This is a genomic window from Cupriavidus gilardii (assembly GCF_017598945.1).
GTDB classification, from domain to species: Bacteria; Pseudomonadota; Gammaproteobacteria; order Burkholderiales; family Burkholderiaceae; genus Cupriavidus; species Cupriavidus gilardii_E.
Genome location: NZ_JAGFTW010000058.1, coordinates 255,207 through 270,133, shown reverse-complemented (window position 1 = coordinate 270,133; position 14,927 = coordinate 255,207). Strand labels below are relative to the sequence as shown.

General features: G+C 68.3%; 16 protein-coding genes. 10 read left to right on the top strand and 6 right to left on the bottom strand.

Features of this window, described 5'->3' with window-relative positions:
• Positions 1–162: 162 nt before the first annotated feature.
• Positions 163–1,002 (top strand): IclR family transcriptional regulator, encoded by an 840-nt coding sequence (locus J5T34_RS22175; RefSeq protein WP_208583030.1) that lies wholly within the window; start codon positions 163–165, stop codon positions 1,000–1,002.
• A gap of 23 nt (positions 1,003–1,025) precedes the next feature.
• On the opposite strand, the gene J5T34_RS22170 is transcribed toward J5T34_RS22175, so the two are convergent.
• Complete coding sequence (locus tag J5T34_RS22170; RefSeq protein ID WP_208583029.1) at positions 1,026–1,370, bottom strand: hypothetical protein; 345 nt, start codon at positions 1,368–1,370, stop codon at positions 1,026–1,028.
• A gap of 172 nt (positions 1,371–1,542) precedes the next feature.
• On the opposite strand from J5T34_RS22170, the gene J5T34_RS22165 reads away from it, so the two are divergent.
• Positions 1,543–2,091, top strand: a complete 549-nt coding sequence (locus J5T34_RS22165; RefSeq protein ID WP_432207697.1) for an Lrp/AsnC family transcriptional regulator — start codon at positions 1,543–1,545, stop codon at positions 2,089–2,091.
• Positions 2,092–2,116: 25 nt separating this feature from the next.
• On the opposite strand, the gene J5T34_RS22160 is transcribed toward J5T34_RS22165, so the two are convergent.
• The gene (locus tag J5T34_RS22160) at positions 2,117–2,425 is read right to left on the bottom strand and encodes a hypothetical protein (RefSeq protein ID WP_244259149.1); all 309 of its coding nucleotides are present in this window, start codon (positions 2,423–2,425) and stop codon (positions 2,117–2,119) included.
• A 245-nt stretch (positions 2,426–2,670) separates the two neighbouring features.
• Positions 2,671–3,144, bottom strand: a complete 474-nt coding sequence (locus J5T34_RS22155; RefSeq protein ID WP_208583028.1) for a fumarate hydratase — start codon at positions 3,142–3,144, stop codon at positions 2,671–2,673.
• A 281-nt stretch (positions 3,145–3,425) separates the two neighbouring features.
• On the opposite strand from J5T34_RS22155, the gene J5T34_RS22150 reads away from it, so the two are divergent.
• Both J5T34_RS22150 and J5T34_RS22145 read left to right on the top strand, forming a co-directional pair.
• Entirely contained in the window at positions 3,426–3,872 is a 447-nt protein-coding gene (locus tag J5T34_RS22150; RefSeq protein ID WP_208583027.1) for a VOC family protein, read from the top strand.
• 45 nt (positions 3,873–3,917) lie between these two features.
• A complete protein-coding gene (locus J5T34_RS22145) occupies positions 3,918–4,325 on the top strand; it encodes a VOC family protein (RefSeq protein ID WP_174107918.1) in 408 nt (135 codons plus the stop codon).
• Between the two features lie 54 nt (positions 4,326–4,379).
• Here the strand turns inward: J5T34_RS22145 and J5T34_RS22140 are convergent, their stop codons facing one another.
• Complete coding sequence (locus J5T34_RS22140; RefSeq protein WP_208583026.1) at positions 4,380–5,321, bottom strand: LysR family transcriptional regulator; 942 nt, start codon at positions 5,319–5,321, stop codon at positions 4,380–4,382.
• A 172-nt stretch (positions 5,322–5,493) separates the two neighbouring features.
• Between J5T34_RS22140 and J5T34_RS22135 the strand changes: the two genes are divergently transcribed.
• The 3 genes from J5T34_RS22135 (at position 5,494) to J5T34_RS22125 (ending at position 8,985) form a co-directional block, all read left to right on the top strand.
• Positions 5,494–7,323 carry a gamma-glutamyltransferase family protein gene (locus tag J5T34_RS22135; protein WP_208583025.1) on the top strand — a complete coding sequence of 610 codons (1,830 nt, stop codon included), beginning with the start codon at positions 5,494–5,496 and terminating at the stop codon, positions 7,321–7,323.
• A 113-nt stretch (positions 7,324–7,436) separates the two neighbouring features.
• Entirely contained in the window at positions 7,437–8,414 is a 978-nt protein-coding gene (locus J5T34_RS22130; RefSeq protein WP_208583024.1) for a Bug family tripartite tricarboxylate transporter substrate binding protein, read from the top strand.
• 4 nt (positions 8,415–8,418) lie between these two features.
• Entirely contained in the window at positions 8,419–8,985 is a 567-nt protein-coding gene (locus J5T34_RS22125; RefSeq protein WP_208583023.1) for a GAF domain-containing protein, read from the top strand.
• Here J5T34_RS22125 and J5T34_RS22120 read toward each other — a convergent pair.
• Together J5T34_RS22120 and J5T34_RS22115 are read right to left on the bottom strand one after the other, a co-directional pair.
• Complete coding sequence (locus J5T34_RS22120; RefSeq protein WP_244259148.1) at positions 8,982–10,310, bottom strand: DUF1254 domain-containing protein; 1,329 nt, start codon at positions 10,308–10,310, stop codon at positions 8,982–8,984. The genes J5T34_RS22125 and J5T34_RS22120 overlap by 4 nt on opposite strands.
• Before the next feature lie 8 nt (positions 10,311–10,318).
• Positions 10,319–11,473, bottom strand: a complete 1,155-nt coding sequence (locus J5T34_RS22115) for a porin (RefSeq protein ID WP_208583022.1) — start codon at positions 11,471–11,473, stop codon at positions 10,319–10,321.
• A 246-nt stretch (positions 11,474–11,719) separates the two neighbouring features.
• On the opposite strand from J5T34_RS22115, the gene J5T34_RS22110 reads away from it, so the two are divergent.
• From J5T34_RS22110 to J5T34_RS22100, 3 genes are all read left to right on the top strand, one after another.
• A complete protein-coding gene (locus J5T34_RS22110) occupies positions 11,720–12,436 on the top strand; it encodes a TetR/AcrR family transcriptional regulator (protein WP_208583021.1) in 717 nt (238 codons plus the stop codon).
• Positions 12,437–12,528: 92 nt separating this feature from the next.
• On the top strand, positions 12,529–13,791 hold the full coding sequence (locus tag J5T34_RS22105) for an alkyl sulfatase dimerization domain-containing protein (RefSeq protein WP_208583020.1): 1,263 nt from the start codon (positions 12,529–12,531) through the stop codon (positions 13,789–13,791).
• Positions 13,792–13,805: 14 nt separating this feature from the next.
• Positions 13,806–14,828, top strand: a complete 1,023-nt coding sequence (locus J5T34_RS22100; RefSeq protein WP_208583019.1) for a Bug family tripartite tricarboxylate transporter substrate binding protein — start codon at positions 13,806–13,808, stop codon at positions 14,826–14,828.
• The last annotated feature ends 99 nt before the right edge of the window (positions 14,829–14,927 follow it).

Here is a 14,927-nt window from a genome sequence, read left to right as displayed (position 1 = left end):
TTTCGCCCGATCTCGATCCCTGGGATTACGTCAGGCGTAATGCGGTTATGCCAAAAGTAATTGTCGGGCTGTCGACTGTCAAGGGAAAATTACGCTGTACGTGCTAGCATTACGCCATACGTAATGACAAACACACGAACGCCCAGCCAGGAGCGACCGGCAATGGCCAATCCGCAAACCGAATCGGAAACAGAAACGCGCGAGAGCAACGGCGAACGGGGCGGCGCCGGCGTGCAGGCGCTGGAAACCGGGCTGTCGGTCCTGGATGCCTTGCTGGGCTCGCTGCATCCGATGGCGCTGAAGACAGTGGCGCAGGCCGCCGGCATGCATCCGGCCAAGGCGCACCGCTACCTTGCCAGCTTCGTCAAGTGCGGCTATGTGGAGCAGGACGACACCGGCCGCTACAGCCTCGGCCGCCATGCGTTGCGGATGGGGCTGGCCTGCCTGGCCCAGCTCGATCCGCTGCGGCTGGTGACGCCGGTGCTCGACGACATCTGCGCGTCGACCGGTGAAACAGTGCTGGCGGCGGTATGGGGCAACCACGGGCCCACCGTGGTGCAGTGGCGCGATTCGTTGCGGCCGGTCACGGTCAATGTGCGGCCGGGTTCGGTGATGCCGCTGCTGTCGTCGGCGACCGGACGCGTCTTCACCGCCTTCCTCGATCCCGCCGTGACGGCGTCGCTGCTGGAGGCCGAACTGAAGGCGCGCGCGGCGCTGCAGCCGCCGCGTTTTCCGCGCGATGCGGCCGAGGTGGCGCAGTTGCGCGAGCAAGTGCGGGCCAGCGGGATCGGCAGCGTCCATGGCGATCTGCTGGCCGGCGTCGATTCGGTCAGCACGCCGGTGTTCGATCGGGACGGGCGCATCGTGCTGGCGATCACGGCGCTGGGCAATGCCGCCACCTTCGACGCCCGGCTCGACGGGCCGGTGGCCGCGGCGATCAAGGCCGCCGCCGCCGATCTGTCGCAGCGGCTCGGCCACGGCCTGCTGGCCGAGCCGGCCTGACCCGCGGCGTCGCCGGGCCCGGTTCAGTGGACCGGCGCGGCGGCCGCGGCGATCACGCTGTCGCGGCGCCGGGCGGGCGCCGTTTCCGGCGGGTTCGCCGATTCCTCGACGACCGCGACTTCCCGCACATCGACGCCGTTTTCCAGCCGCTTGACCAGCAGCGGGAACAGCGCAGGCTCGTCCGCCGTGACGGACAGCCGCAGCCATTGGCCCGCGCCGGGCAGCGTGCCCGGCACCAGCGTCATCGCGTCCAGCCCCAGTCCGGTGCGGCGCGCCGTCGCCAGCGTCCACTCGATCGCGCCAATGAGGTCGTGCGGGTCGAGCAGCAGCGCGAGTTGCAGGGCGGCGGTGGGGGCTGGGGCAGACATGACGGCAACCGGTAGAAATGACGATGCAGTGAATTTACCAGTCTGCCGGCAGAATGTGCTTCTTAATATTCTGCTCCGATGGCCAGGATCAGAATGAATCGGCTAGAATTTGCGCGTATGGCAGAGAAATATTCTCTTCTACGGCCAATCCCGCCGATCCCACCGATCACCGATGCCCATGGCCGACCCCGCCAATTCCACAACCAGTCCCGCCGCCGCTCCGACCACCGGTTCCGCCGCCAGGCCCGGATCCAGACTCGTCCCCCGGCTCGACGAAACGGACCGCCGCATCCTGCGCGCGCTGCGCCGCGACGGCCGCCTGTCCAACCTGAAGCTCGCCGAACAGGTCGGCCTGTCCCCCACGCCATGCTGGAACCGCGTGCGCGCGCTGGAGGAGGCGGGCGTGATCCAGGGCTATACCGCCTTGCTGAACCAGAAGGCGCTGGGCCTGCCCGACACCGTGCTGATCGAGGTCACGCTGGAGCGGCACGACGACGACATGCTCGACCGCTTCGGCCGCGCACTGGCGCAACTGCCCGAGGTCATGGAGGCGTACCTGCTGACCGGCGAGTATGACTATCTGATCAAGGTGGCGGTGGCGGGCACCGAAGGCTACGAAGAATTCCTGCGCCACAAGCTGTACAAGCTGCCGGGGCTGCGGCACAGCCGGTCGACCTTCGTGCTGCGCTGCATGAAGCGCGAGCCGTCGGTCGAACCGTGAGCCGGTGCGCAGCGCGACCGACGCCTTACTCGACGACTTCGAGCTGGAATTCGCCGGTGGGGCCGTCGTAGCCGATCCGCAATCGCGCGCCGTTATGCCGGCACGATTTGGCCACGCTGCGTAGTTCGGCCTGGCGTTCGCCGCGGCGCAGATGCGAGCGGGCCTTGGTGCTGATTTCGCTCGGGCCGCATTCGTCGTTGCGGCATTGATAGCGCATCCATTGCCCATAGGAACGCGGGCGTGCCGATGCTTCCGTCAAGGTTGTGCACAGCGGACAACGTTGCAAGGCTTCCTTCATTGCCATTCCCAGTCGGTGTCGTTTGCGCGCGGCCATCGTGCGAGCGTTGGGAAAAAGCGCCGCCCAGGCTCACTGCGATGAGCGCAAGCGACTTACGCAAAGTGATTTAACGCAAGAAAGTGATGCCGGAAGAATGCAGATTATCTGCACAGAGGGCAGGGCTTGGCTACCCCCAAATCGGTAGCCCCCCAGCAGGAGGGTCGGCACCGCGCGATCCGGGAGATCGCCACGGTGCCGAGGTGCCGCCCTCGAACGAGGGCATGCAGCAGGAACGGCGGTGCTCAGGCGGCCTTGGCGACAGCGCCGGCGGCCGGCTTCGCGGGCCTGGACTTGGCAGCGGCCTTCGGTGCCGCAGCCTTCTTCGGTGCCTTGGCGACCTTGGCGGCCTTCGGTGCAGCAGCCTTCGGTGCAGCAGCCTTCGGTGCAGCAGCCTTGCGCGGCGCGGCGGTCTTGGCGCCGGCCGGCTTCTTCGCCGACTTGGCGGCCTTCGCTGCCTTGGCCTTTTCCTTCTGCGCGGCCAGCTTTTCCTTGGCAGCTTGCTTCTCGGCCTGCAGGGCCAGCTTGGCGGCGGCGGTCGCCTGCGCGACTTCGCGCTTGGCGGCGTCGATCGCCTTCTTGGTGTCGGCGCGCAGCTTCAGCAGGCGCTTCTTCGCGGCTTGCGCTTCGCGTGCCAGCACGCTGGCCTTCTTGGTCGGCGCCGCCGGCTTGGCGGACTTCACTGCGCGCGGCGCGCTTTTCTTGTTGGCAACGGCCATTGTTTGATTTACCCGAAATGTGGTTTATGGAGCGCGGAGTATAACCGGTCACCCGTGTACGAAGAAACGTTCTCGTCGCATCGCGCGCGGCCTTTGCACGCGAAAACGATCGTCTATGCTGCCTACTGGATTTGCCGCGCGATACAGGCGGTTGCTGCAGCGCGTTCCCGCAGCGGTTCCTGCAGTGATTCGTGCAGCGAATCCATTTTCCGGCGGCGAACAAATTTCGATTCGATTCCCGCCTGACAACGCGGCCACGCGCCGCGCAAGGAGCGACAGACATGACCGATTTGAATTCCGGCGCTTCCACCGGCGCGGGCAGCACGGCGATTCCGTGCCTGCGCTATCGCGATGCGCCGTCGGCAATCGCGTGGTTATGCGACACCTTCGGTTTTACCCGGCATCTGGTGGTGGAAAACGACGACGGCACCATCGCGCACGCGCAATTGCATTACGGCAAGGGCATGGTGATGCTGGGCTCCGTGCTCGATTCCCCGTACGGCAAGCTGATGCGCCAGCCGGATGAAGTCGGCGGCGGGCAGACGCAAAGCATTTATCTGGTCGTGCCGGATCCCGACGCGGTATTCGCGCGCGCCAAGGCGGCCGGTGCGCAGATCGTGCTCGATCTGAAGGATCAGGATTATGGCGGCCGCGATTTCAGCTGCTTCGATCTGGAAGGCCATCTGTGGACGATCGGCAGTTATGATCCGTGGGTCAGCACGTCGTAACGACAAATCCCGTTCCGAACCAATTCAAAACCAGGAGACACCTCGATGGCGACCCAGATTTTCGTCAACCTGCCCGTCAAGGACCTCGACCGCTCGGTCGATTTTTTTACGCGGCTCGGTTATCGCTTCGATCCCAAATTCACCGACCGCAATGCGACCTGCATGATCGTGTCCGATCAGATTTACGTGATGCTGCTGGTCGAGGATTTCTTCAAGACCTTCACCGGCAAGGCGATCTGCGATACCGGCAGCAGCACCGAGGTCATTCTGGCGCTGTCGATGGACAGCCGCGCAGCGGTCGACGACATGGTCGCGAAAGCGGTGGCCGCGGGCGCACGCACGCCGAACGAGCCGAAGGATTACGGCTTCATGTACCAGCACGGTTACGAGGATCCGGACGGCCACCTGTGGGAAGTGTTCTACATGCAGCCGGAGGCCGCGCAGCAATCGTGATGCGGCACAGGCGCTGATGCGGGCGGGGCGGCCTCACAGGGTGACAGGGCGGCTTCAGCCGCTCGCCTGCTGCAGCGCCGTCACCAGCGCCATCAGCGGCCGGCTCTGCTGGGCGCGGCGCAACCACATCGCCTCGACCGGCGGCAGATCCCAGCGCAAGGCATGGGGCAACAGCGCGGCGCCGCCGCCATTGACGAGTTCGGCCGCGACCGCGCGCGGCACGATGGTGATCGCGCGAGGCTGCGTGCGCAGCAGCGTGGCGATCGTCTTGATGGAATAGGTCTCGACCAGCGGCAGGGGTGGCGCGACGCCGGCCGTCGCGAACATCGTATTGATGGTGCGGCGGGTCGGCGTTTGCGGCGGCGGCATGATCCAGTCGAGCGTGGCGAGCCGCGCCCAGTCGAGCGCGCCGCGCGACAGTCGCGCCGCCGCGCGTGCCGGTACCACCAGCGCCGGCTCCTCGCGATACAGCGGCACTTGCACGATGTCTTCCCCCGCGGCATAGAAGGAGCGCGCGATCACGCAATCGACCTCGTGCGCCCGCAACGCGCCGACCAGTTCGTCGGTGGTGCCCTCGCGCACCAGCACCGCGATGCGCGGCTGCTGGCCCAGCGCGTGCGAGCAGGCCGCATCCAGGACGGCCGGCGCGATGAACGGGATCACGCCGATGCGCAGCCGCCCGCCAAGCCCCGCATCGAGTACCGCCAGTTCGTCGCCGAGCGCACGCGCATCGGCCAGCGCCAGCCGCGCATACGCCAGCACCGCGGCACCGGTTTCGGTCGCCTCCAGTCCCGCCCGCGAACGGTGGAACAGCGGCGTCAGGAAGATCTCCTCGATTTCGCGCAGCGCCTTGGTGACCGCCGGCTGACTCAGGTTCAGTTCGGCGGCGGCGCGCGACAGCGAGCGATGCCGCTCCAATACCAACAGCAGCGACAGCTGCTTCAGGCGCAGGCGGGATACCAGGTTGTGCTGCAGGCGGTCGGCGAAGGCGGGCATGGAGGCAGGCAGGAAGGGGCGGAAAGGGGCGGAAGGGGGCGGTTGCGGGCAGTCGTATAACCATTCAGGAATGGAAGAATAATGCAATCGTCCGTTCTGGTTATTCGATCTTTCTATACTCGTCCCATCGCTTGCCCCATCCCACCGATCCACTCCGCACCCAGAGACCAGCATGTTCACCACCCGCCCGGAAATCGTCGGTACCTTCGGCGTCGTCTCGTCGACCCACTGGCTGGCCTCGCAGACCGCGATGGGCGTGCTCGAGCGCGGCGGCAACGCCTTCGACGCCGCGGTGGCCGGGGGCTTCGTGCTGCAGGTCGTCGAGCCGCATCTGAACGGCCCGGGCGGCGAGGCGCCGATCCTGCTGTGGAGCGAGCGCGAGCGCGCGGTGCGTTCGATCTGCGGCCAGGGCCCGGCGCCGGCGCTGGCCGACCCGGCCGCGATGCGGGCGATGGGCCTGGAGCTGATGCCGGGCATCGGCCTGCTGCCCGCCACCGTGCCGGGGGCGTTCGGTGCCTGGCTGACCATGCTGCGCGACTACGGCACGTGGTCGCTGGCCGAGGTGCTGGCGCCGGCGATTGCCTATGCGCGCGACGGCTTTCCGCTGGTCCCGCGCATCTCGCAGGCGATCCTGGCGGTGCGCGAACTGTTCCAGCGCGAGTGGCGCGATTCGGCCGACGTCTGGCTGGTCGATGGCCGCGTGCCGACGCCCGGCAGCCTGCATGCGACCCCCGCGCTGGCGCGGACCTACCAGCGCATCGTCGAAGAGGCGCAGACCGCTGGCGACACGCGCGAAAAGCAGATCGATGCCGCGCTCGATTGCTGGTACCGCGGCTTCGTCGCGCGCGAGATCGATACCTATTGCCGCACGCAGGAGGTGCGCGATACCACCGGCGAGCGCCATCGCGGCCTGCTGCGCTACGAGGACATGGCGGGCTGGCAGCCCGAGGTCGAGGCGCCGCTGACGCTCGACTTCGGCCGCTATACGGTTGCCAAGTGCGGCGTCTGGAGCCAGGGCCCGGCCTTCCTGCAGCAGCTCGGCATGCTGCGGCATGCCGGGCTCGAGGCGCTCGAGCCGACCTCGCCGGGCTTCGTCCATCGCATCGCCGAGGCGGCCAAGCTGGCGATGGCCGATCGTCTGGCCTGGTACGGCGATCCGCGCTTTGCCGAGGTGCCGGCGCAGGGCCTGCTCGATGCCGGCTACCTGCGCGCCCGCGCCGAACTGATCGGTGCGCAGGCGTCGCGCGACATTCGCGCCGGCACCATCGATGGCCGTGCGCCGCGCCTGCCCGATCTCGACGCGGCCGAGCGCACGCTGGCTTGCGCCGATACGCGCTTCGGCGTCGGCGAGCCGACCTTCGCCGCGCTGCCGCCGGTGCAGCAGTGGGCCGAGCAGGAGATCTTCGTCGGCGACACCTGCCATCTCGATGTGATCGACAGCGACGGCAACATGGTCGCGGCGACGCCTTCCGGCGGCTGGCTGTCGTCGAGTCCGACCATTCCGGCGCTGGGCTTTGCGCTCAATACGCGCCTGCAGATGACCTGGCTCGAGCCGGGTCTGCCCAATTCACTGGCGCCCGGCAAGCGGCCCTGCACCACGCTGTCGCCGTCGCTGGCCTTGCGCGACGGCGAGCCCTACATGGTGTTCGGCACGCCCGGCGGCGACCAGCAGGACCAATGGTCGCTGGCCTTCTTCATGCGCCACGCGGTGCACGGCATGAACCTGCAGGAAGCGATCGACGCGCCGGCCTGGCACATCGACCACTTCCCGGGCTCGTTCTGGCCGCGCCAGACCGTGCTGAACCGGCTCAGCATCGAGTCGCGCTTTCCGCAGGCGACGCTGGACGCGCTGCGCGACGCCGGCCACGCGCTGCGCATCGGCGAGCCGTGGTCGGAAGGACGGATGTCGGCCTGTTCGCGCGAACGCGACGCCAGGGGCCGGCTGGTGCTGCGCGCCGGGGCGAATCCGCGCGGCATGCAGGGCTATGCGGTGGGGCGCTGAGCCGCGGGAGCCGAGCGCGAGACCGAGCGGCGCCAACCGCCGATCCATCACGACGGGATACAACGACAAGCCGGGCGCGCGGTGCGGCCGGCATGACATACGGGGAAACGACCATGAAGACGACGATTCGAAGCTGGCTGCGCGGCGTGGCCGCGCTGGCACTGTGTTGCGCCGCGGGCGCCGCGGCGGCGCAGGACTATCCGGCCAAGCCCATCACGCTGGTGGTGCCGTGGGCGCCCGGCGGTTCGACCGACATCCTGGCGCGGGTGCTGTCCGAACATCTGACCCGCTCGCTGGGGCAGCCGGTCATCGTCGACAACAAGCCGGGCGCGTCGGGCAACATCGGCTCGGCGATGGTCGCGCGCGCCAGGCCCGACGGCTACACGCTGCTGATCGGCTCGATGAGCACGCACGCGATGAACCCGGCGCTGATGCCGAACATGCCGTTCCGCGGTGTCGAGGATTTCACGCCGCTGGGCCTGCTGGCCTACGTCACCAACACGATGGTGGTCCACCCGTCGGTGCCGGCCAGCAACGTCAAGGAACTGATCGCCTATGCGCGCGCCAACCCCGGCAAGCTGGCCTACGCGAGCGCAGGCCCGGGCTCGACCAACCATCTGAGCGCGGTGCTGTTCGAGAAGATGGCCGGCGTGGAAATGCTGCACGTCCCGTACAAGGGCGGCGCGCCCGCGGTGGTCGACACGGTCGCGGGCCAGACCCAGCTGCTGTTCTCGGCCGGCACGCAGACGCTGCCGCACGTCAAGGCCAACAAGCTGAAGCTGCTGGCGGTGACCGAGGCCAAACGCTCGCCGCTGCTGCCGAATGTACCGACCGTGGCCGAGACCGTGCCGGGCTACGAGCTGGCGGTCTGGTATGGCGCGTTCGGCCCGGCCGGCATGCCGCCCGCGCTGGTGTCGCGCCTCAATGCCGAGATCAACAAGGTGATGACGATGCCCGAGGTCAAGGCCAGGATGGATGCGATCGGCGTGGAGACGACGACGTCGACGCCGCAGCAGTTCGGCCAGGTGCTGCGCCGCGATGCCGATCGCTACGGCAAGCTGATCCGCGATCTGAAGATCAGCGCGGAGTAAGCGCATGAGCGAAGCAGCGAATCTGCAGGAGGCTGCCCTGACGGCGTTGCAGGCGCGCCTGACGGCGGCGCAGGTCGCCAGCCTGAAGGCCGGGCTGGCTCGCCCGGACCATACCGGCGCGCTGTTCGACGCGGTCGGAGATGCCACGCTGGCGCTGCTCGGGCCGGGCCTGCTGACGATCAACGTCTGGCGCGCCGACAGCCGCGAGGTGGTGCGCCAATGGTCGAGCGATCCCGATTCCTATCCGGTCGGCGGCAGCAAACGCAAGGGAGATACGCCGTGGGCCCGGCAGCTGCTGGAGCGCGCCGAGGCCTTCATCGGGGAAGGCGACGAGGCGCTGGCCCAGGTGTTCGACGATATCCCGACGATCCGCGCGCTCGGGCTGAGGGCAGTGGTCAACGTACCGATCAGCGAGCGGGGTCGCTGCATCGGCACGTTCAACTACCTCAGCCCGAGGTCGGCGTGGCAGGCCGACGAGGTCGAAACGCTGCGCCAGCTGGCGCTGCTGGCCGCGCCGGCCGTGGCCCATTGCCACGCCGGCGAGACAGAAGCGGCGCGGGACGCCGGCTAGAACGCGATCGGCTCCGGCGCCGGCTGCACGAAGCGGCGCGACAGCAGCGCCTGCTGCGGGTGGTAATAGCGCAAGGTCAGCGAGAAGCGGCCGGCCGGCGCCGGCAGCCAGTTGGCTTCGCGCGCCGGCTCCGGACGCGCGTGCTGCAGCCACAGATCGATGCTGCCGTCCGCGTTGATCTGCAGTCCCGGCGTGCGATCGCCGATGGTATAGCGGCCGATCGCGTTGTCGGTGAAAAAGCGCCGTCCGTCCGGCGCGAACTCGTACATCGATAGCGACCAGAACGCATCGACCGGCATTGCCGGCGGGATATGCAGCCGGTAGGCGCGTGCACCGTCCAGCCGTTCGCCGTCGGCATCGGTCACGCAGGTGGCGTAGATCGCTTCGGCACGTTCCAGTGCGCCCAGACCGATCAGCGACACATGGGCGCGGTAGGTGTAGTCCTTGCCGAAATTGCCCAGATGGTCCGGGCCCGACTGCCACGGCCCCGACTCCTTGCCGTTGCCGAAGCCCGGCGTGCGCGCCAACTCCTTGCGCAGCGCCGGCAGCATGGCACGCCAGGCCTGCCGGACCGGCATCGCCAGTTCCGCGTAGACGTGGCGCTGCCCGGGACGGATGCCGACTTGCGCAAATCCGGCCACCAGCCCGCGCTCGTCGTCCGGGACCGGATTGCGGCCCAGCACTTCATTGACCAGATCGAGATAGCGAGCCGGATCGGCCTCGTCGGGCACGGTGTCGAGCAGATCGCCGTCGCCGGCGTCTCGCCGTTCCAGCGGCTCGAGCCGGATGGCGTCCTGTAGCGCATGCACCGCGGGCAGGTCGTGTTCGCCGTCAACCAGCAGCCGCCCCAGCAGCCAGACGTCGTTGCCCGGACAGCGAATCAGCTGCGTGCCGGCCGGCGTTTCGCCGGTCCAGCCGGGCCCGGCCAGCAGGAACTCGGCCGCCCGGGTGCCGGTGGTGCGGCTGCCGAGGCAGGCGAAGTTGTTGGTGAAGATGTCGAGCAGCGCGACGCTGCAGTAGCGCTCGCCCATGTCCGGCAGCCGCAGCCGCATCGGTCCGCCGTGCAGGGCCAGGTACGAGAGCGAGTACAGCGTGTCGTTGTTGGGCTGCGTCACGGTGCGGGCCCGATGGTCGAGCAGCCTGCGGTAATGCAGCAGCCCATTGACCGGCACGCGGTTGCGGTTCTGCGGGTTCTGCGTGATCTGCCAGCGCACCTGGGCGAGATCGTGCACCGGGAAGGTATAGACGAAGGCGTCGCGCAGGCGGGCCGCGAGGGCGGGATCGATCGTGACGTCGGTGCTTTCCATACGTGGCGTGGCTTGCATCGTGGCTCCTAGAAAATGGTGCGGATGCCCAGCGAGACGCCGAGCTGTCCCTTGGCGTCGGGGCGCTTGTAGTAGACCTGCGAGGTCGCCGGCGCGTAGCCGACCGATTGGCCGTTGGGCAGATAGCCGATGTTGTCCCAGTTCAGCGAGGCATTGCGCGCGTACATCACGCCGGCAAACAGATCGGTGCGCTTGGTCAGGCGATAGTCGGCCAGCGCCAGGTATTGCTGCGGATTGGCCGGGTTGACGCTGGCGCCGCCGATATCGGCGCGCTGGATGTCGTCGTAGTAGTAGGCCAGGCTCAGCCGCAGCGCGGGCGTGGTCTGCCAGTGGACGCCGGCCCAGAACAAGTCGTCGCGGTGCGGCAGCAGCGTCGGGGTTCCCTCTCCGGGCGCGACCGAATTGCCCCAGCGGTAGCCGGCGACGAACTTGAACGCGCCGACCTCGTAGCTGCCGGCCAGGAAGGCGCGCATGTCGCGGCCATAGTCGCCCGAGGACGAGACGCCGGACGCCTGCGCGGCGTTCAGCGTCTTGACCTCGTCGTAGGCTGCCGCGACGCCGAAGCCATTGGTGTAGTACGACACGCCGATGCCGTAGGCCGAGCCGGCCGCCAGGCTGCCGGTGCGCTCGCCGAACGACCAGTGCGTGTGCACCGACAAGGGCCCGAACTTGCCGTGGTACTGCACCATGTTGTTCTCGCGGAAATTCGGCCCGGCGATGCCGACCACGGGCTCGAACTCCGGCGCGTAGGCCACCGGCGTGAAGCTGCCCAGCGCCAGAAACGACGAGGTGTACTGCCGGCCGAAGGTGATGCGGCCGAGCTCGTTCTTCAGGCCGACGAAGGCCTGCCGGCCGAAGATCGCGTTCTGGCCCATCCGTCCGTCGTCGGTGTTGAACTGGTTCTCCAGCACGAACAGCGCCTGCATGCCGCCGCCAAGCTCTTCGGTGCCGCGCAGGCCGAAGCGCGACTGCGCGATGCCCGACGAATTGAGCATGGTGCGCGAGCCGCTGCCCGGCGCCAGCACGCCGCCGCTGACGTTTTGCGCATGGTTGACGTACTGCAGGCTGGCGGTGACCACGCCATACAAGGTCACCGACGATTGCGCATGCGCGCCCTGCGCCATCAGGCCGGCGGCCGCCGCCGTGATCCACCATCGCTTCATGCCGTGTCTCCTCCGCATCTGCGGTGTTTTTTTGTCGCCCGCTTCGCTTTAATACTCGGTATTAGGCGGGTCCGAAACACCATAGCGCCGCATCGCGATTCGAAAATCTGGGGATTACCCGGAGGACGTTGTCACCTCCGCAAGCGGACGGAAATTTCCGGGTTAATCCCTAGTATTAGAACGGCGCGACGCGACTATGCTGACACCGACCCTTGCGTTGGGCGGGGGGCATTGCGGATGGCAGGCATGAAGCTCAAACAGATTCGCTCGGTGATCGGCGAGGACACCGAAACGGCGGGGCGGCGCAAGGCCGTCGCGCCGGCTGCCGACGACGAAGGCGGCGTGCCGGGCACCGCGGCCAGGATGCTGGAGATCGCCGAACGCCTGTTCGCCGAACATGGCGTCGAGCAGGTGCCGCTGCGGCAGATCGTGCTCGAAAGCGGCCAGCGCAACCGCTCGGCGCTGCACTACCACTTCGGCTCGCGCGAGGCGCTGGTCAGCCATCTGCTGAACCGGCGGCTGCATCAGATCAACGTGATCCGTCATCGCTATCTGGACCGGTTGGTGGCCGAGGGCCGCGACACCGATCTGCATGCGGTGGTCGAGGCGACCATCCTGCCGCTGGCCGATGCGGTCCGCGATACCGATTGGGGCCGCCACTATCTGCAGGTGCTGGCGCAGACCACCTTCAGCCCGAACCTGCTGAAGAAGGGGTTGGTCGAACGCGACGCGGTGTCGGCGCTGGTGCGCGTGCGCAAGCTGGTGTTCGCGCTGTGCCCCGAGGTGCCGCGCGAGGTCATGAACCTGCGGCTGACCTGGTTCAACGACACCGTGGTCTATTCGCTGGCGCACTGGTATCGCGATCAGGGCCGGCGCGGCGGCAAGCCGCCGCTGGATCAACTGATCGACTGCTGTGCGGCCAGCCTGAGCGCGCCCGTCAGTTCCCGTATCGGCCGGCGCTAACGCGCCACTCCCATCCCTGGCGTTGCCGCGATGACGCTCCCCGGCGGAGCGGGGCAGCGCTCGTCCTTCGTTCCGTCACAGGAGTCGTTTTCATGCAGGATTTCGAAGCGCGCCCCGCGGCGCTGGCCACCGGCGATGGGGTCGAGACCGTCGCGCCCGGCGTCTGGAAGCTGCACGGCCAGGGCCAGTCGTTCGTCGCGCAGATCGCCACAGAGCGGGGCGACGCGCTGCTGCTGGTCGATGCCGGCCCCGGTGGCGCCATCACGCGCGGCATGATCGACGCGCTGCGCAGCGTCACCCCGTTGCCGCTGGCGGCCATCGTCTTCAGCCACGGCCATCTCGGCTACAACAGCGGCCTGCCGCTGTGGCTGGCGCATTGCGCCGAGCGCGGCGACCCCGCGCCGCGCGTGATCGCCCACGCCAATGTGCTGCCGCGCCAGGCCCGCTACCGCGCCACCATGCCGCTGCAGGAGGCGCTGGCCGAGGTGCAGTTCCGCCAGCCGCGCGGCCGCCTGGCGGGCAAGCTGAGTCAGCACGCGCCCACCGAGACCTTCGCGCAGGGACTGACGGTAGGCTGCGGCCCGGGCCGGGCCGAGCTGCTGTGGGCGCCGTCGGAGACCGACGATGCGGTGGCCGTGTGGTTGCCCGCGTCCCGCATCCTGTACGGCGGCCCCGCCGTGATCGATTCGATCCCGAACATCGGCACGCCGCTGCGCACGCTGCGCGATGCGCCGCGCTGGGCGCGGACGCTGGAGAACCTGGCCGCGCTCGAGCCCGAGCGCGTGGTGCGCGAGTTCGGCGCCGATCTGTGCGGCGCGCAGGCGGTCGAGGTGCTGCGCCATACCGCGAGCGCGCTGCACTGGCTGCACGACGAGGTGATCCGGCTGATCAACCGAGGCATGGACGAGCGCGAGATGCTGGCCGCACTGCGCTATCCGGAGGCGCTGTTCGGCAAGCCATGGATGCGGCCGAGCTACGGCGATCCGAGCTATATCGCCCGCGACATCTATCGCGCGGAGAACGGCTGGTGGGACCGCAACGCGACCTCGCTGCATCCGGCGCCGCCGGAGCAAGCCGCCGCGCAGATCGCCGAGGCGGTCTGCGATCACGATGCGCTGATCCGCCATGCGCAGGCGCTCGCCGACAAGGGCGAGGTCCAGCTCGCGCTGCACGTGATCGACGTGCTGGCCGGCGCGCCGGGCGATGCGCCGACGCTGCGGCGGGCGCGCGAATTGAAGGCCGGCTGGCTGCGCCAGCGGTCGCGCGAGGTCGCCAGCTATGTATCGCGCAGCCTCTATCTGGCCTGCGCCGACAGCATCGAACGCGGTGAGCGCCACCCGTTCGGCCAACGATAAGGAGGGACTCGACGATGTCGATCGACACGATGTTCACGGACACGAACGCACCACCAAGCAAGCAACGGCGGACGCTGCTGGCGTGGATGGCTCTGGTCGCCGCACCGCTCGCCGCGGGACCGGCATGGGCCAGCGATACATGGCCGTCGCGGCCGATCCGGCTGGTAGTGGCCTCCTCGGCCGGCAGCGGCACCGACCTGTTCGCGCGGGTGATTGCCGAACGGCTGGGCAAGCGGCTGGGACAGAGCGTGGTGGTGGACAACAAACCCGGCGCAACCGGCATCATCGGCGTCGACGCCGTGGCCAAGGCCGCGCCCGACGGCTATACGCTGCTGTTCACCTACGCGGCGTCGATCGTCATCAACCATACGCTGCAGCCCAAGCTGCCCTACGACGCGCTGCGCGATCTGGCGCCGGTGGCGCAGGTCGGCGAGGGCGGCAACTTCCTGGTGGTCACGCCGGACTTCCCCGCGCGCAACCTGCGCGAGTTCGTCGCCGCGGTGAAGGCCAGACCCGATACCTACGACTACGGCTCCTGGGGCATCGGCTCGGGCGGACATCTGACCATGGAGGCGCTGAAGATGCAGGCCGGCCTGCGCATGCGCCATGTCCCGTACAAGGCGGTAGGGCAAGTGTTGAACGATCTGCAGGGCGGCATGATCAAGGTCGCCTTCGTCGATACCTCGTCGTCGCTGCCACTGATCCGCTCGGGCAAGATTCGCGCGCTGGCGATCAGCGGCAGCCGCCGCGGCGCGGTATCGCCCGAGGTGCCGACCATGCGCGAGCAGGGCTATCCCTTCGACACCAACAGCTGGTATGGGCTGTTTGCGCCCGCCGGCACGCCGGCACCGATCGTCAAGCGGCTCAATGCGGAGATCAACGGCATGCTGGGCGATCCGCAGATCCGCGAGCGGTTTGCGCTGATGAACATGGCCAATCCCCCGGCCAAGACCAGCGAGGCGTTCGCGGCAACGATCCGCGACGACATCAAGGTGTGGGGCGAGATCATCCGGGCCAATGGGGTGACGGTCGACTGAAGGGAGGCAACCCAAGCGGGTATGTGTCTTGCGTGATCGACGATGGTTCACGGTGATCGACTTCCCGGGGCCGCCTTCGGCCGCCTCGCCGCGAACCAT

Excerpts from the sequence above, each read along its gene's own strand:
- J5T34_RS22175 (WP_208583030.1), top strand. The coding sequence starts at position 163 with ATGGCCAATCCGCAAACCGAATCGGAAACAGAAACGCGCGAGAGCAAC.
- J5T34_RS22170 (WP_208583029.1), bottom strand. The coding sequence starts at position 1,370 with ATGTCTGCCCCAGCCCCCACCGCCGCCCTGCAACTCGCGCTGCTGCTC.
- J5T34_RS22165 (WP_432207697.1), top strand. The coding sequence starts at position 1,543 with ATGCCCATGGCCGACCCCGCCAATTCCACAACCAGTCCCGCCGCCGCT.
- J5T34_RS22160 (WP_244259149.1), bottom strand. The coding sequence starts at position 2,425 with ATGGCCGCGCGCAAACGACACCGACTGGGAATGGCAATGAAGGAAGCC.
- J5T34_RS22155 (WP_208583028.1), bottom strand. The coding sequence starts at position 3,144 with ATGGCCGTTGCCAACAAGAAAAGCGCGCCGCGCGCAGTGAAGTCCGCC.
- J5T34_RS22150 (WP_208583027.1), top strand. The coding sequence starts at position 3,426 with ATGACCGATTTGAATTCCGGCGCTTCCACCGGCGCGGGCAGCACGGCG.
- J5T34_RS22145 (WP_174107918.1), top strand. The coding sequence starts at position 3,918 with ATGGCGACCCAGATTTTCGTCAACCTGCCCGTCAAGGACCTCGACCGC.
- J5T34_RS22140 (WP_208583026.1), bottom strand. The coding sequence starts at position 5,321 with ATGCCCGCCTTCGCCGACCGCCTGCAGCACAACCTGGTATCCCGCCTG.
- J5T34_RS22135 (WP_208583025.1), top strand. The coding sequence starts at position 5,494 with ATGTTCACCACCCGCCCGGAAATCGTCGGTACCTTCGGCGTCGTCTCG.
- J5T34_RS22130 (WP_208583024.1), top strand. The coding sequence starts at position 7,437 with ATGAAGACGACGATTCGAAGCTGGCTGCGCGGCGTGGCCGCGCTGGCA.
- J5T34_RS22125 (WP_208583023.1), top strand. The coding sequence starts at position 8,419 with ATGAGCGAAGCAGCGAATCTGCAGGAGGCTGCCCTGACGGCGTTGCAG.
- J5T34_RS22120 (WP_244259148.1), bottom strand. The coding sequence starts at position 10,310 with ATGCAAGCCACGCCACGTATGGAAAGCACCGACGTCACGATCGATCCC.
- J5T34_RS22115 (WP_208583022.1), bottom strand. The coding sequence starts at position 11,473 with ATGAAGCGATGGTGGATCACGGCGGCGGCCGCCGGCCTGATGGCGCAG.
- J5T34_RS22110 (WP_208583021.1), top strand. The coding sequence starts at position 11,720 with ATGAAGCTCAAACAGATTCGCTCGGTGATCGGCGAGGACACCGAAACG.
- J5T34_RS22105 (WP_208583020.1), top strand. The coding sequence starts at position 12,529 with ATGCAGGATTTCGAAGCGCGCCCCGCGGCGCTGGCCACCGGCGATGGG.
- J5T34_RS22100 (WP_208583019.1), top strand. The coding sequence starts at position 13,806 with ATGTCGATCGACACGATGTTCACGGACACGAACGCACCACCAAGCAAG.